This is a genomic window from Pseudomonas salomonii (assembly GCF_900107155.1).
In the GTDB taxonomy this organism is placed as follows: Bacteria; Pseudomonadota; Gammaproteobacteria; order Pseudomonadales; family Pseudomonadaceae; genus Aquipseudomonas; species Aquipseudomonas salomonii.
In genome coordinates this window covers 73,796-88,635 of sequence record NZ_FNOX01000001.1, presented here as the reverse complement: position 1 = coordinate 88,635, position 14,840 = coordinate 73,796, and the positions used below count along the sequence as shown (strand labels likewise).

15 protein-coding genes are annotated in these 14,840 nt (G+C 61.5%); 13 read left to right on the top strand and 2 right to left on the bottom strand.

The window, feature by feature from the left end; genetic code table 11:
- The first annotated feature begins 16 nt into the window (after positions 1-16).
- A complete protein-coding gene (locus BLV67_RS00455) occupies positions 17-2,113 on the top strand; it encodes a TonB-dependent siderophore receptor (protein WP_069785938.1) in 2,097 nt (698 codons plus the stop codon).
- A 12-nt stretch (positions 2,114-2,125) separates the two neighbouring features.
- Positions 2,126-2,845, top strand: a complete 720-nt coding sequence (locus BLV67_RS00450; RefSeq protein WP_065929637.1) for a DUF4198 domain-containing protein — start codon at positions 2,126-2,128, stop codon at positions 2,843-2,845.
- A 140-nt stretch (positions 2,846-2,985) separates the two neighbouring features.
- Here BLV67_RS00450 and hemH read toward each other — a convergent pair whose 3' ends face one another.
- Positions 2,986-4,011 carry a ferrochelatase gene (hemH, locus tag BLV67_RS00445; protein WP_065929638.1) on the bottom strand — a complete coding sequence of 342 codons (1,026 nt, stop codon included), beginning with the start codon at positions 4,009-4,011 and terminating at the stop codon, positions 2,986-2,988.
- 14 nt (positions 4,012-4,025) lie between these two features.
- The gene (locus tag BLV67_RS00440) at positions 4,026-4,925 is read right to left on the bottom strand and encodes a TIGR01777 family oxidoreductase (RefSeq protein WP_065929639.1); all 900 of its coding nucleotides are present in this window, start codon (positions 4,923-4,925) and stop codon (positions 4,026-4,028) included.
- A 238-nt stretch (positions 4,926-5,163) separates the two neighbouring features.
- Here BLV67_RS00440 and BLV67_RS00435 point away from each other — a divergent pair, with 238 nt between their 5' ends.
- The 11 genes from BLV67_RS00435 (at position 5,164) to BLV67_RS00385 (ending at position 14,797) form a co-directional block, all read left to right on the top strand.
- Positions 5,164-6,150, top strand: coding sequence for an NAD(P)/FAD-dependent oxidoreductase (locus BLV67_RS00435; protein WP_017137621.1), 987 nt, complete (start codon positions 5,164-5,166; stop codon positions 6,148-6,150).
- On the top strand, positions 6,147-6,362 hold the full coding sequence (locus BLV67_RS00430; protein ID WP_065929640.1) for a TIGR02450 family Trp-rich protein: 216 nt from the start codon (positions 6,147-6,149) through the stop codon (positions 6,360-6,362). Before BLV67_RS00435 ends, BLV67_RS00430 begins: the two co-directional genes overlap by 4 nt.
- A gap of 113 nt (positions 6,363-6,475) precedes the next feature.
- Positions 6,476-7,435 carry a YbgA family protein gene (locus BLV67_RS00425; RefSeq protein ID WP_065929641.1) on the top strand — a complete coding sequence of 320 codons (960 nt, stop codon included), beginning with the start codon at positions 6,476-6,478 and terminating at the stop codon, positions 7,433-7,435.
- A 3-nt stretch (positions 7,436-7,438) separates the two neighbouring features.
- Entirely contained in the window at positions 7,439-8,368 is a 930-nt protein-coding gene (locus BLV67_RS00420) for a MerR family transcriptional regulator (RefSeq protein ID WP_069785937.1), read from the top strand.
- Positions 8,369-9,811: a deoxyribodipyrimidine photo-lyase gene (gene phrB, locus BLV67_RS00415; RefSeq protein ID WP_069785936.1), complete on the top strand. Its 1,443-nt coding sequence runs from the start codon at positions 8,369-8,371 to the stop codon at positions 9,809-9,811.
- Positions 9,804-10,226: a nuclear transport factor 2 family protein gene (locus BLV67_RS00410; RefSeq protein WP_065929644.1), complete on the top strand. Its 423-nt coding sequence runs from the start codon at positions 9,804-9,806 to the stop codon at positions 10,224-10,226. Before phrB ends, BLV67_RS00410 begins: the two co-directional genes overlap by 8 nt.
- Complete coding sequence (locus BLV67_RS00405) at positions 10,223-11,005, top strand: SDR family NAD(P)-dependent oxidoreductase (protein WP_065929645.1); 783 nt, start codon at positions 10,223-10,225, stop codon at positions 11,003-11,005. The genes BLV67_RS00410 and BLV67_RS00405 overlap by 4 nt, the downstream gene beginning before the upstream one ends.
- Entirely contained in the window at positions 11,002-12,249 is a 1,248-nt protein-coding gene (locus tag BLV67_RS00400) for an NAD(P)/FAD-dependent oxidoreductase (RefSeq protein WP_069785935.1), read from the top strand. Before BLV67_RS00405 ends, BLV67_RS00400 begins: the two co-directional genes overlap by 4 nt.
- Complete coding sequence (locus BLV67_RS00395; protein WP_069785934.1) at positions 12,246-13,055, top strand: DUF1365 domain-containing protein; 810 nt, start codon at positions 12,246-12,248, stop codon at positions 13,053-13,055. The genes BLV67_RS00400 and BLV67_RS00395 overlap by 4 nt, the downstream gene beginning before the upstream one ends.
- Positions 13,042-14,313: an SAM-dependent methyltransferase gene (locus BLV67_RS00390; RefSeq protein WP_065929648.1), complete on the top strand. Its 1,272-nt coding sequence runs from the start codon at positions 13,042-13,044 to the stop codon at positions 14,311-14,313. Before BLV67_RS00395 ends, BLV67_RS00390 begins: the two co-directional genes overlap by 14 nt.
- Positions 14,306-14,797: a DUF2878 domain-containing protein gene (locus tag BLV67_RS00385; protein ID WP_069785933.1), complete on the top strand. Its 492-nt coding sequence runs from the start codon at positions 14,306-14,308 to the stop codon at positions 14,795-14,797. Before BLV67_RS00390 ends, BLV67_RS00385 begins: the two co-directional genes overlap by 8 nt.
- Positions 14,798-14,840 lie beyond the last annotated feature (43 nt).

Genomic DNA, 14,840 nt, shown 5'->3' with positions numbered 1-14,840 from the left:
ATTGGAACGCTCTATCATGCCGTCTCGAAGATTTGCCCCCCTGGCTGGCCTGGCCATGGGCTTGTTGCTCGACCCCGCCTACGCCGAAAACAACAGCGTCGAACTGGACACCATCAGCGTCACCAGCGATGCCTATGAATCCGCCACCGGCCCGGTCACGGGCTACCGCGCCACCCGCTCCGCCAGTGCGACCAAAACGGACACGGCCCTGCGCGACATCCCACAATCGATCAGCGTAATTCCTGCCTCGGTGCTCAAAGACCTGGGCAGTACCAACGTGGAGCGCGCCCTGGAATTTGCCGGCGGCGTGTCCAAACAGAACAACTTCGGCGGCCTTACGCTTTACGAATACAGCGTGCGCGGCTTCACCACGTCGGAGTTTTACCAGGACGGTTTCAGCGCCAACCGTGGCTACCCGAGCACACCGGACGCGGCCAATATCGAGCGCATCGAAGTGCTCAAAGGCCCTGCCGCCAGCCTCTATGGGCGTGGTGATCCGGGCGGCACCGTGAACATTGTCACCAAGAAGCCGCAGCCCGAAGCCTTCACCACCGTGCAAACCAGCGCCGGCAGTTGGGACCGCTACCGCACTGCGCTGGATGTGAACACCCCGCTGGATGACGAAGGCCGCGTGCTGTCGCGGGTCAACCTCGCAGTGGAAGACAACCACAGCTTCCGCGATCACGTCGACGCCCAGCGCGTGTTCGTCGCACCGTCTTTCAGCTGGCAATTGGACCCGGACACTCGCCTGTTGGTAGAAAGCGAATTTGTGCGCCACAGCTCCACCTTCGACCGTGGCATCGTCGCGCCGCACGGCATGTCCCGCTCGACCTTCCTGGGCGAACCCAACGATGGCGACATCCGCAACCACAACAACCGCCTGCAAGCGGCCCTGGAACATCACCTCAACGACGCCTGGCAACTGCGCCTGGCCAGCCACTATAAACAAGGCAGCCTGTGGGGCGATGCTTCGGAAAGCCGCGCACTGAATGCCGACGGCCATACGGTCAATCGCCGTTACCGCGAACGCTCCACGGGTTGGCACGACAGCATCACCCAGCTTGAACTGCGCGGCCTGTTCGATATCGGCAGTTGGCAGCATGAGTTGCTGATCGGCACCGAATACGAGGACTATCGCAAGAAGGAGCGCGTCACCGCGATCGGCGGCAGCCTCTACCCTATCGACATCTACACACCCGTCTACGGTCAGCCCAAACCTAGCGGCGCACGTTCCGGCACCGACTTCTATGAGCAGGTGAAAAGCCAGGCGTTGAACCTGCAAGACCAGATCATCTTCACCGACCGCCTGCGTGGCATGGTCGGCGCACGCTTTGAGCATTTCGAGCAAAGCACCGACGACTTCACCCGCAACCACGCCAAGAGCCGTCAGACTCACGACGCCCTCACCCAGCGCGCCGGCTTGCTCTACCAACTGACGCCGCAAATCGGTGTGTTTGCCAACGCCTCCACCTCGTTCAAGCCCAACAATGGCCTGGACGCCGGCGGCAAATCCTTCAAGCCGGAAGAAGGCGTGGGCTATGAAGTGGGCATCAAGAGCGAGCTGTTCGACGACCGCCTGAGCACCACCCTGGCCGCCTTCCATATCGACAAAGAAAACGTGCTGGCGCTGGACCCGTCCACCGACACCAACCGCGCCATGGGCAAGGCGCGCAGCCAGGGTTTTGACCTGCAACTGACCGGGCAACTGACGGACGCGATACGCGTGATCGGCGCCTTTGCCTACATCGACGCCGAAGTGACCAAAGGCGACAAAACCATTCCCGCCGGCAGCCGGATTCTCGGCGTGGCCAAACGCAGCGGCAGCCTGCTGGGCGTGTATGAGTTTCAGGACGGCGCACTGCGCGGCTCAGACCTGGGCGCGGCGTTTACCTACGTCGGCGATCGCTCCGGCGAGGCCGGCGGCAGCTTCGAGCTGCCGGCGTATCACACCGTCGACCTGCTGGCCCATTACAAGGCCAGTGACAAGGTCACCGTGGGCTTGAACCTCAATAACTTATTTGACGAAAAATACTACGAGCGCTCCTACAGCAATTACTGGGTGATGCCCGGTGAGCCGCGCAACTTCACCGTCAGCCTGACCCTCAACCTGTAACAGGACGTCAACATGCAAGCCTTCAAATCCCTGGCCGTCATCGGCCTGCTGTTTGCCACCCAAGTCTCGGCCCACGGCCTGTGGACCGAACAGCGGCGCGGCAATATCGAAGTGATCTACGGCCACGGTGCCGAGGACAACGCGTTCAAGGCACAGAAAATCAGCGGTGCCTGGGCGTATGACGCGGGCGGCAAGATGATCCCGGTGACCGTAGAGCGCCTGCCCGACCACGCACGCCTCAAGCCGCTCAAATCACCGGCCGTGATGGCCGTGGCCCTGGACAACGGCATGTGGTCGCAGACGCCAGACAAAAAGTGGGTCAACCAGGGCCGCAGCCAAGTGCCGGGGGCGATTCAATCGACCCAGACCTTCAAATACAGCCTGGCGATTTACCAGCCGGGGGCGAAACTGCCCAAGCTGGACCAGATCAAGCTGCTGATCCTGCCGGAAGTCGACCCGCTGACCGTAGGGCCAGGCAAATCGTTGCCGGTGCGGGTGCTGCTGGACGGCAAGCCTGCGGCGGGTATCAAGCTGGTAGGTGATTATCGCAATGCGCCGAACACCGTGAGCACGGAGACCGACAAGGATGGCCGCGCCCAGGTGCTGGTACGTAATGAAGGGTTGAATGTGATTGCCGCACAGGTGGAGATTGCGCTCAAGGACAACGCTGACGTAGCCACCCGAGGGCTGTTCACTTCGCTGACCTTCCTCGGCGAACCGCACCACGAGTAAACACCGAAACTCAAAGTTGGCACCATCAATGTGGGAGCGGGCTTGCTCGCGAAGGCGGAGTGTCAGTCACCGGATGTATTGACTGATCCACCACATTCGCGAGCAAGCCCGCTCCCACATTTAGCCTGTGTTTGGCTTGATTAGAGTGACAACGGCGCCCGCTCGCACAGCGTATTAAGCGCCACCGCCCACTGCGGGTCATCGTTCAAGCACGGCACCAGCACCAACTCCTCGCCCCCTGCCTCGCGGAACTGCTCCAGACCGCGATCGCCAATTTCCTCCAGGGTCTCGATGCAGTCGGCGACAAACGCCGGGCACATCACCAGCAGCTTTTTCACGCCTTGCCCGGCCAAGGCTTCCAGGCGGGCTTCGGTGTAGGGTTCGATCCACTTGGCGCGGCCCAGCCGTGACTGGAACGCCACCGACCACTTGCCCTCCGGCAATCCCATGCGCGCGGCAAAGTCGCGCGCCACGCTGAAGCACTGGGCGCGGTAGCAGGTGGCGAGCACCTCGGGCGAAGCGTTCTTGCAGCAGTCAGCATCCTTGAAGCAATGCTGGCCTGTGGGGTCGAGTTTTTTCAGATGGCGCTCAGGCAATCCATGGAAGCTCAGCAACAAGTGATCGAATGCCTGCGCCACGTACGGCCGGGCGCTGGCGACCAAGGCGTCGAGGTATTCCGGCTGATCGTAGAACGGCTGCAAGATAGAAAACTGCACATTGAGCTTCTTGTCGCGGACCACACGCTTGGCTTCTTCGATCACCGTGGTCACGGTGCTGTCAGCGAACTGCGGATACAACGGCGCCAGGGTGACTTTTTGAATGCCTTGAGCCGCGAGGCGCGTGAGGGTGGTTTCAAGCGACGGCTCGCCGTAGCGCATCGCCAACTCCACCGGGCCGTGGGTCCACTGCTGGGTCATTTGCGCTTGCAAGCGACGGCTCAGGACCACAAGCGGCGAACCTTCTTCCCACCAGATCGAGGCGTAGGCATGCGCCGATTGCTCAGGGCGCTTGATCAGGATCAGCGACACCAGCAAGCGCCGCACCGGCCACGGCAGGTCGATCACGTAAGGGTCCATCAGGAACTGATTAAGGTAGCTGCGCACATCGGCCACCGAAGTGGATGCCGGTGAACCCAGATTGACCAGTAACAACGCGTGATCCGTCATGCAACATCCTATGGCTAGAGGCGGCTGGATAAATCTTCCAGGGCCGCGTGCAACTCAGTGAACTGAAAAGTGAAGCCGGCGGCCAGCAACCGTTCGGGAACGGCTTTCTGCCCGCCCAACAGCAGCCCGGACAACTCGCCCAGGCCGACCTTCAAGGCAAACGCGGGCATCGGCATGAACGCCGGGCGGTGCAGCACCTGGCCCAGGGTTTTGGCGAACTCGCGATTACGTACCGGGTGTGGCGCGCAGGCATTATAAGGACCGCTGGCATCGCCGTTGTGCAGAAGAAAATCAATCAGGGCGATTTGATCTTTGATATGGACCCACGGCATCCACTGCCGACCATTGCCGATCGGCCCGCCCAGCCCCAGTTTGAATGGCAGCAGCAGCCGCGACAAAAAGCCGCCCTTGGCCGACAACACCAGGCCGGTGCGCACCAGCACCACGCGGGTGCCGAAGGCTTCGGCGCGCAACGCGGTTTCTTCCCAGGCAATGCACAACTGGCTGGGGAAATCGTCCTGCACCGGGCCGCTGGCTTCGGTCAGTTCGCGCTCGCCACCGTCGCCGTACCAGCCCACTGCAGAACCGGAAATCAACACCGCCGGCTTTTGCGCCAGGCCTTGCATCCAAGCCAGCAAGGTCTCGGTGTGGCTGATGCGGCTGCTCCACAGCAATGCCTTGCGCTTTTTGGTCCACGGGCGATCGGCAATCGGCGCGCCGGCCAGGTTGACCACCGCATCCACCGTGCCGATCACGTCCTGCAAGCGGCCAACACCGAGCACCTCGGCACCGCACCATTTGGCCACGGTATCCGGCTCACGGCTCCACACCGTCAAGCGATGCCCCTGGGCCAGCCAGTGCAGGCAGAGTTGGCGACCGATCAAGCCCGTACCGCCGGTCAGCAAAATATGCATGGGTTTCTCCTCATGTAACGTTTGCCGCCCATCGCTAGTCTATTTTATAAGCAGGGATCTTTTGTAATTGGGCGTTACGTTGGTTTCAGAGGCCAATTCAAGCCTCACCCTTAACCCCTCACCTTTAACAATAGGTCACGCCGTTAGAACAGGTACGCCAAAACTTATACCAAAAAACAATATTGTACAGCTATGGGTGTCGGCGTAGTCTGTACTCAAAGGTAAAACGAGGCCCCCCATGACTGTTCCCATCGCGATCATCGGCACCGGCATCGCCGGTCTTTCCGCCGCCCGAGCGTTACGAGACGCGGGGCACGTTGTACAACTCTTCGATAAAAGCCGTGGCAGTGGCGGCCGCATGTCCAGCAAGCGCAGCGATGCCGGTGCCCTGGACATGGGCGCGCAATACTTCACGGCCCGCGACCGGCGCTTCGTCAACGAAGTGCAGCGCTGGCAAAGCAACGGCTGGGCCGAACAGTGGAAACCGCAGTTGTACAACTTCAAGTCCGGCCAGCTTACGCCCTCCCCCGACGAGCAGATCCGCTGGGTCGGCACGCCGCGCATGAGCGCCATTACCCGCGCGCTGCTTGATGACTTGCCGGTGGAGTTCGGTTGCCGCATCACCGAAGTGTTCCAAGGCAAACAGCACTGGAACCTGCTGGACGCCGACGGTGGCAATCATGGCCCGTTCAGCCACGTGGTGATTGCCACGCCGGCGCCCCAGGCCACCGCCCTGCTGGCTGCCGCGCCCAAGCTTGCAAGCGCCGCCGCCGGGGTGAAAATGGACCCGACCTGGGCCGTCGCCCTCGCCTTCGACACGCCGCTGGATACGCCGATGCAAGGCTGCTTTGTGCAAGACAGCCCGCTCGACTGGCTGGCGCGCAACCGGAGCAAACCCGGGCGCGACGCCACCCTCGACACCTGGGTGCTGCACGCCACCAGCGCCTGGAGCAAGGCCAACCTCGACCTGCCCAAAGAGGCAGTGATCGAACACCTGCACGGCGCCTTCGCCGAACTGCTGCACAGCGCCATGCCCGCGCCGTCCTTCAGCCTGGCCCATCGCTGGCTCTACGCCAGGCCGTCGGAGCGGCATGAATTCGGTGTGTTGGCCGACGCCGACCTGGGCTTGTACGTGTGTGGTGACTGGTGCCTGTCCGGGCGGGTCGAAGGCGCGTGGCTCAGCGGCCAGGAAGCCGCACGCCGCCTGATCGAACACCTGCAATGAACCGTCTCAACCCGACGAAATTGCTGTTGTCGAAGTGGACAGCAGCACGCCCGCGCAACAAGGAAAAACACTTTTTGGTCACCGAGTTGTTTCGTGATGACGAAGGCACCGTGCTCGAAATCGAACTGCAAGCGGTCATGACCCGCCGCGCCGAACGCCTCCCGTGGCAAACCCTGCAAAATGCCGAAGACTGGCACATGGGCTGGAAATAGCGGGCGCTGAAAAAACTTATACAAATAATTTGACTTGTACAGCATCAAACCTATGATGAGATTTAGTTGTACAGAATTATAAATCTGTACAGGAATTTCGCAGAGGGTTGAGCATGTCCAGCAGCGCAAAACCGAAGATCGCTATCAGTGCCTGCCTACTCGGCGAGAACGTGCGCTTCAACGGCGGACACAAACAATCCCTGCTGTGCAGCCAAACCCTCGCCGACTATTTCGACTTCGTGCCGTTGTGCCCCGAAGTCGCAATTGGCCTGGGCATCCCCCGCGAACCGATTCGCCTGGTGGGCGACCCTGCTCATCCGCAGGCCGTCGGCACCGTGCACCGTGAACTCAATGTGACGCAGCCCCTGGACGATTACGGCCAGCAGATGGCGGTGGAACACACAGACCTGTGCGGCTATATCTTCATGCAAAAGTCGCCGTCGTGCGGGCTGGAGCGGGTCAAGGTCTATCGCGACAACGGCACGCCCGTCGATGGCGGCGGGCGCGGCATTTATGCCCAGGCGTTTTGCGCACGCCACCCCAACCTGCCGGTGGAAGAAGACGGCCGGCTGAATGACCCGGTGCTGCGCGAGAACTTCCTCACCCGCGTGTTTGTGTACGCCAGCTGGCAACAATTGCTGGCTGAAGGCATCACCCGTCACCGCCTGTTGGCGTTCCACGCGCGCTACAAATACCTGCTGATGGCCCACAGCCCCGTGCATTACAAAAGCCTTGGCCACCTGCTGGGCAGCATGGGCAAGGGCATCAACCTGGATGAACTGGCCGCCGGCTATTTCAGCGAGTTGATGAGCGGCCTGAAAAAATGCGCCACCCGCGGCACCCACACCAATGTGCTGCAACACATCAGTGGCTACCTCAAGCAGGCCATCAGCGCCGATGACAAGCAGGAAATGCAAACCGTCATCGGCCAATACCGCACCGGCATCGTGCCGCTGGTGGTGCCGCTGACCTTGCTCAAACATCACTTTCGCCAACACCCGGACCGCTACATCGCGCAGCAGGCCTACTTGCAGCCGCATCCGGAAAATCTCAGCCTGCGTAATGCGATCTAGACCATGACACCTGCCCTGCAAGACGACCCTGTCGAAGACATCGCCCAAGCCATCGAAGACGGCTGGCTGCCGATTCGCGAAGTGGCGCGCCAGACCGGCGTCAACGCCGTGACCCTGCGCGCCTGGGAGCGCCGTTATGGCCTGATCGTGCCCCAGCGCACGCCAAAGGGCCATCGGCTGTTCAGCGCCGAACACGTGCAACGCATCCACACCATTCTGACCTGGCTCAACCGTGGCGTGCCGGTCAGCCAGGTCAAAGGCTTGATCGATTCCGCCCAGGCCAGCCCCGACAGCGTCGAAAATGAATGGCATGTGCTGCGGCATAAACTGCTCACCGCAATCAGCGAACTGGCCGAACGCCGGGTCGACGACCTGTTCAACCAGGCCATGGCGCTGTACCCGCCGCGCACCTTGTGTGAGCAGTTGATGCTGCCGCTGCTCACCGCGCTGGAGCAACGCTGGCAGGGCCAGTTCGGCGCACAAATGGAGCGGGTGTTTTTTCTGTCCTGGCTGCGCAGCAAGTTCGGCGCGCGCATTTACCACAACAACCGCCAGCTCCAGGGCGCACCGTTGCTGCTGGTCAACCAGTCCGACGTGCCGCTGGAGCCGCACCTGTGGCTCAGCGCCTGGCTGGCCAGCAGTGCCGACTGCCCCGTGGAGGTTTTTGATTGGCCTTTGCCGACCGGCGAATTGGCCCTGGCCGTGGAACACCTGCAACCGCGTGGGGTGCTGCTGTATTCAAGCAAAGCCCTCCACCTGTCGGCACTCAGCAAACTTTTAGGCGGCATCAATTGCCCAATTTTGATTGCCGGACCAACGGTATGCATCCACCAGGACGAGTTAGCCGTATTAACCCGTGACACTCCTGAATTGTTCGTGGCCGAAGACCCGTTGTCGGCCCACCAGTTATTGATCCAGCGTGGAATTGTCTAAATGCATTTGATCTGGTTGCGCACCGACTTGCGCCTGCACGACAACACCGCCCTCGCCGCCGCCTGCCAGCGCGGCCCGGTTGTCGCCGTGTACCTGATCACGCCGCAGCAATGGCTGGCCCATGATGATGCGCCCTGCAAAGTCGATTTCTGGCTGCGCAACCTCAAGCACTTGAGCCAGGCCCTTGGCGAACTGAACATTCCCTTGCTGATTCGCACCGCCGACACCTGGGACCAGGCGCCCGCCGTGCTGGGCAAACTGTGCCGGGAACTGTCGGTGGACTCGGTGCACATCAACGAGGAATACGGCATTCATGAGAGCCGTCGCGATGTGGCCGTGGCTAAAGCTCTGGAGGCTGACGGGGTGACGTTCCACAGTTACCTCGACCAGCTGTTTTTCCAACCTGGCAGCGTGCTGACCAAAACCGGCACTTACTTCCAGGTATTCAGTCAATTCCGCAAAGTCTGCTACAACCGCCTGCACAGCGCCTTGCCGCGCCTGGTGGCGACGCCGCAACAACAGGCACCGCTGGATGTGCACCGCGACGCCATCCCGGATCAGGTCGAAGGTTTCGAAACACCCAGCGACACCTTGCGCGCCCTCTGGCCGGCGGGTGAGGAAGAAGCCCGGCGTCGCCTCGACACCTTCGCCGACCAACAGATCAGCTACTACAAAGACGAACGCGACTTCCCGGCCAAACCCGGCACCAGCCAGCTCTCGGCCTACCTCGCCGCCGGTGTGGTTTCACCACGCCAGTGCCTGCACGCCGCCCTGCAAACCAACCAGGGCGAGTTCGAAAGCGGCGATATCGGCGCCATCACCTGGATCAACGAGTTGCTGTGGCGCGAGTTCTACAAACACATTCTGGTCGGTTACCCACGGGTCTCGCGCCACCGTGCGTTCCGCCCGGAAACCGAGGCGCTGGCCTGGCGCGATGCGCCCAAGGACTTGGCCGCCTGGCAACAAGGGCGCACCGGCCTGCCGATTATTGACGCGGCCATGCGCCAACTGCTGGAAACCGGTTGGATGCACAACCGCCTGCGCATGGTGGTGGCGATGTTTTTGACCAAGAACCTGCTGATCGACTGGCGCGAAGGTGAGCGCTTCTTTATGCGCCACTTGATCGACGGCGACCTGGCCGCCAATAACGGCGGCTGGCAGTGGAGCTCGTCCACCGGCACCGACTCGGCGCCGTATTTCCGGATTTTCAGCCCGTTGAGCCAGTCGGAAAAGTTCGACAGCGAAGGGGTGTTCATCAAGCACTGGCTACCGGAGCTGGCGGCGCTGAACAAGAAGGAAGTGCACAACCCCGAAGCCGCCGGTGGCCTGTTCGGCGTGGCAGATTACCCACGCTCGATTGTCGACCTGAAAAAATCCCGCGAGCGTGCACTCGCCGCCTTTCGCAACCTGCCTTCACGCCAGGAGGTCGCCGAACATGAGTGACTTCCTGCAGCGGTTCGCCCAGGCCTTTACCACCCTGGACAAGCACAACCTGCACCTGCTCGACAGCTTGTACAGCCAGGACATCGCCTTCACCGATCCGCTGCACGAAGTGCACGGGCTGCCCGCTTTGCGCAGTTACTTCGCCCAGATGTACAGCAACATCAGCCAGTTGCGTTTTGACTTCCACGGCTTCGACCAGGTCGCCGAAGGTGAAGGCTACCTGCGCTGGAAAATGAGCTTTTGCCACCCGCGCCTGGCCAGTGGCAAGGTGATCCGGGTGGAAGGTTGCTCGCACCTGATGTGGCGCGACAAGGTCTACCGCCATCGCGATTATTTCGATGCGGGCGCGTTGCTCTATGAACACCTGCCGGTAGTCGGCCCTGTGGTCAGTTGGCTAAAAAGGAGAATGGGATGAGCCTTGTACCGCCCCGCCGTTATTGGTTGACCGGTGCCAGCAGTGGCATCGGTGCCGCTCTGGCCGTCGAACTGCTCAACAGTGGCGCGCATGTGGCGCTCAGCTCGCGCAGCAAAGGCCCGCTTGAAGCGTTCGCCCTGCGTTACCCAGGCCAAGTGCTGGTGGTGGCCGGCGACCTGACCGACAGCCAGACCGTGCGCGAGATCGGCGAACACATCGGCGAGGTCTGGGGTTCATTGGATACGGTGATCCTCAACGCCGGCACCTGTGAGTATGTCGACGCCCGGCAATTCGACTCCTCCATCGTCGAGCACGTGGTGCGCACCAACCTGCTTGCCAGCAGCTATTGCATCGAAGCTGCACTGCCGCTGTTGCGCAAAGGGCTCACCCCACATCTGGTGGGCGTCGCCAGCGCCGTGACCTACCTGCCAATGCCACGCGCCGAAGCCTATGGCGCGTCCAAGGCCGGGCTGCGTTACCTGTTCGAATCGCTGCGCATCAGCCTTTCGCCGGAGAACATCGACGTCACGGTGATCAGCCCGGGCTTTGTCGACACGCCACTGACCGAACGCAATGATTTCCCGATGCCGCTGAGCTGGTCCGCCGAGAAGGCTGCCAGGCATATCTTCGCCAAGCTGGAAAAACGCCCGCTGGAAATCGCCTTCCCGGCGATGTTTATCGCCACCCTGTGGCCATTGTCGAAGCTGCCCAACCGCGCACAACTGATTATCGGCAAACGCATGCTGCGCAGCCCGCCACCGAAGAAGGACGACCTGTGAAGATCGCCATCATCGGCAGCGGTATCGCCGGGCTGACCAGCGCTTACCTGCTCAGCCGGCGCCACGACATCACGCTGTTTGAGGCGGGCGAGCGCATTGGCGGGCATACCCACACCGTCAATGTCACAGTTGAAGGTCAAAGCTATGCCGTGGACACCGGTTTCATCGTGTTCAACGACTGGACCTACCCCAATTTCATCCGCCTGCTCGGGCAGATCGGCGTGACCTTCAAGCCCACCGAAATGAGCTTCTCGGTGTGCGACGAGAACGCCGGTTTCGAATACAACGGCAATAACCTCAACAGCCTGTTTGCCCAGCGCCGCAATATTCTCTCGCCGGGATTCTGGGGCATGTTGCGCGACATTCTGCGCTTTAACCGCCAGGCACCGCTGGACCTGCAAGAGCAACGCATCAGTGCCGACATGACCCTGGGCGATTACCTGGAAGCCGGTGGATACGGCCCACGCTTTATCCGCCATTACATCGTGCCGATGGGCGCGGCGATCTGGTCGATGTCCCTGGCGGACATGCTCGGTTTCCCGTTGCAGTTCTTTGTGCGGTTTTTCAAGAACCACGGCTTGTTGTCGGTGAACAATCGGCCGCAATGGTGTGTGATCGAAGGCGGTTCAAGCAGCTACATCGAACCGCTGACCCGCAGTTTTCGCGAGCAGATCCGTCTCAATTGCCCTGTGGATAAAGTCGAACGCACAGACGAGGGCGTGGTTATCCACAGCCCCGCCGGCAGCGAGCGCTTTGACCGCGTGGTGTTTGCCTGTCACAGCGACCAGGCCTTGGCGTTACTGGCCGACCCGAGCCAGGCCGAGCAGGACATTCTCGGTGCCCTGCCCTACGCCGACAATGACGTCGTGCTGCACACCGACACGCGCCTGCTGCCCGAGCGCAAACTGGCCTGGGCCAGCTGGAATTATCGCCTGAGCGGCACCGCGCAAACCCAGGCGGCCGTCACTTACGACATGAACATCCTGCAAGGCATCCACAGCGACACCACTTTTTGCGTCAGCCTCAACCAGACGCCGATGATCAACCCGCTGAAGATCCTTGCGCGCTACACCTATGCGCATCCGCAATACAGCCTGGCAGCGGTGGCGGCACAAAACCGCTGGGAAGAATTACACGGCGCGCGCCACACCTTTTACTGTGGCGCCTACTGGGCCAACGGCTTTCATGAAGACGGCGTGACCAGCGCATTGCGCGTGGCCCAGGCCTTTGGCGAAACCCTATGAACAGCGCCCTGTACAGCGGCTGGATCGCCCATCGCCGGTTTGCGCCCAAGGCCCACGCCTTTCGCTACCGCATTGGCCTGCTGTACCTGGACTTGAGCGAACAAGACGAAGTGCTCGGGCTCTCGCCCCTGGCCGGCAACAGCCGGCTGGCGCCCTTCGGCTTTCGCCAGCAGGACTACCTGCGTGAATTTACGCGTCACGGCATCAGCTTGAGCGATGCCGTGCGCCAGGAAGTCGGCAAGGCACTGGGGCGCGAGCCCCGGGGCGTTATCTGCCTACTGACCCAGGCCCGCAGTTGGGGCCTGGCTTTTAACCCGGTGAGTTTCTTCTACTGCTTCGAGGCCGATGGGCAATTGGCCGCGATCCTGTGTGAAGTGACCAACACCCCGTGGCGCGAGCGCTACCACTATGTGCTGCCGGCCCAGGCGCTCGGCGCCGAGGAACACCAGCACTTCGCCGTGGCCAAGGCGTTCCATGTGTCGCCGTTTTTACCCCGCGACCTGGAATACCGCATGAGCTTCAGCCCGCCGGCCGACAGGCTTGGCGTGCACATGGCTGATTGGCAGGGCACGCAAAAAGTCTTCGACGCCACCTTGAGCCTGCAAAAAGAAACGCTGACCCGCGCCAGCCTGCATCGCTACCTGTGGCGCTTTCCGTGGATGACCGCCAAGACCTGCCTGGCGATTTACTGGCAAGCCATGCGCCTGCTGCTCAAACGCACACCGATTTTTTCCCATCAGGCCGCCGATGGCGCCTCTCGCACCGCAGTCGGGTATACCAAGGATCGCCGCCATGAAATCCCCTAGCTTATCGGTCAAGACCAACCGCCTGAACGTCAACGGCGTGACCAGTGCGCTGTTGCGCAAAGGTGTACTGCGCCAGCTCAGCCAACTGCGCCACGGCCAGTTGGTGGTGATCGAAGACGGTGAACGCCAAGTGTTCGGCGCACGCGAAGCGCATCTGTTGGGCGAAATCCAGGTCCACGATTCGGCAGTCTGGGGCCTGGTGGCGGCCAATGGTTCGATCGGCGCCGGCGAGGCGTTTATCCACGGTTACTGGAGCAGCCCGGACCTCACCGCCGTGGTGCGCGTGATGGTCAGCAACCTGGATGTGCTCGATGCCATGGAAGGCGGCCTGGCGCGCTTGGCGCGACCCTTCACCCAAGGCCTGCACTGGCTTAACCGCAACACCCGCAAGGGCTCGCAGAAAAATATCGCCGCCCACTATGACCTGGGCAACGACTTGTTCGAGGAATTCCTCGACCCGACAATGATGTATTCAGCGGCGCAGTTTCTGACCCCCGATGACAGCCTGGAACAGGCGCAACTGAATAAACTGGAACGCATCTGCCAGAAGCTCGCGCTCAAACCCACCGACCATTTGCTCGAAATCGGCACCGGCTGGGGCAGCATGGCGCTGTATGCGGCGCAGCACTATGGCTGCAAGGTCACCACCACGACCTTGTCCAAAGAGCAGTTCGCCTACACCGAAAAACGCATCGAAGCCTTGGGGCTCAAGGAGCAGGTGACGCTGCTGCTGCAGGACTACCGCGACCTGACGGGCCAGTACGACAAACTGGTGTCCATCGAGATGATCGAAGCGGTGGGCCATCGCTTTCTGCCGACCTACTTCAAGCAATGCGCGCACCTGCTCAACAGCGACGGGCTGATGCTGCTGCAAGCCATCACTATTCGTGAACAGCGTTATGAGAAGGCCAAAAACAGCGTCGACTTTATCCAGCGCTATATTTTCCCCGGCGGCGCCCTGCCCTCTGTGCAGAACATGCTGCAGATCGTCAGCCGCGACACCGACATGAACCTGCTGCACATGGAAGACTTCGGCTTGCACTACGCGCGCACCCTGCGCCTGTGGCATGAGAACTTCCGTCGCGCCCATGGTCGTCTTGCCGAGTTGGGCTACGATGAGTACTTCCTGCGCCTGTGGGAATTTTACTTGTGCTACTGCGAAGGCGGGTTTATGGAGCGAACGATCGGTACCGCGCAGCTGCTGCTGGCCAAGCCTGCGGCGATCAACCCGCCGTTGCTCGGGCGTTTCAATGCTTAAAACCCTGGCCAATGCCGTGCTGTTCCAGTGCGGCTGGTTTGCCTGTGTGCTGGGCGGTGACAGCCGCTGGTTGTGGGTGGGCGCGGGCGTGCTGGCCATCCACCTGCTGTGGACAAGTTCATGGTCGGAAGAAGGCCAAGTGATCCTGGCCGTGACCCTGTTGGGCACCGTGGTTGATACCTTGTTGCGCACCTTTGGCGTGTTTCACTTCGGTTTTCCAGGGCCGCTGATTCCCTTCTGGCTGATCATGCTCTGGGCACTGCTCGCCACCACACTGCGCCATTGCCTGGCCTGGAGTGCACAACCCTGGTGGCGCGCCAGCCTGTTGGGGGCGGTGGGTGGGCCACTGTCTTATTACGCCGGCAGCCAATTGGCCGGTGTGCGTTTGGGCTACGACACAACGCTGACGCTGATCGGCCTGGCGTTGCTCTGGGCGCTGGTGTTCCCGGTATTGCACTGGGTGGCACGGCAGCTTGGGCACTGACGTCCGTCAGAGCATTCATACGCAAGCAACGCGCTTGCCTTAC

Excerpts from the sequence above, each read along its gene's own strand:
- BLV67_RS00455 (WP_069785938.1), top strand. The coding sequence starts at position 17 with ATGCCGTCTCGAAGATTTGCCCCCCTGGCTGGCCTGGCCATGGGCTTG.
- BLV67_RS00450 (WP_065929637.1), top strand. The coding sequence starts at position 2,126 with ATGCAAGCCTTCAAATCCCTGGCCGTCATCGGCCTGCTGTTTGCCACC.
- hemH (WP_065929638.1), bottom strand. The coding sequence starts at position 4,011 with ATGACGGATCACGCGTTGTTACTGGTCAATCTGGGTTCACCGGCATCC.
- BLV67_RS00440 (WP_065929639.1), bottom strand. The coding sequence starts at position 4,925 with ATGCATATTTTGCTGACCGGCGGTACGGGCTTGATCGGTCGCCAACTC.
- BLV67_RS00435 (WP_017137621.1), top strand. The coding sequence starts at position 5,164 with ATGACTGTTCCCATCGCGATCATCGGCACCGGCATCGCCGGTCTTTCC.
- BLV67_RS00430 (WP_065929640.1), top strand. The coding sequence starts at position 6,147 with ATGAACCGTCTCAACCCGACGAAATTGCTGTTGTCGAAGTGGACAGCA.
- BLV67_RS00425 (WP_065929641.1), top strand. The coding sequence starts at position 6,476 with ATGTCCAGCAGCGCAAAACCGAAGATCGCTATCAGTGCCTGCCTACTC.
- BLV67_RS00420 (WP_069785937.1), top strand. The coding sequence starts at position 7,439 with ATGACACCTGCCCTGCAAGACGACCCTGTCGAAGACATCGCCCAAGCC.
- phrB (WP_069785936.1), top strand. The coding sequence starts at position 8,369 with ATGCATTTGATCTGGTTGCGCACCGACTTGCGCCTGCACGACAACACC.
- BLV67_RS00410 (WP_065929644.1), top strand. The coding sequence starts at position 9,804 with ATGAGTGACTTCCTGCAGCGGTTCGCCCAGGCCTTTACCACCCTGGAC.
- BLV67_RS00405 (WP_065929645.1), top strand. The coding sequence starts at position 10,223 with ATGAGCCTTGTACCGCCCCGCCGTTATTGGTTGACCGGTGCCAGCAGT.
- BLV67_RS00395 (WP_069785934.1), top strand. The coding sequence starts at position 12,246 with ATGAACAGCGCCCTGTACAGCGGCTGGATCGCCCATCGCCGGTTTGCG.
- BLV67_RS00390 (WP_065929648.1), top strand. The coding sequence starts at position 13,042 with ATGAAATCCCCTAGCTTATCGGTCAAGACCAACCGCCTGAACGTCAAC.
- BLV67_RS00385 (WP_069785933.1), top strand. The coding sequence starts at position 14,306 with ATGCTTAAAACCCTGGCCAATGCCGTGCTGTTCCAGTGCGGCTGGTTT.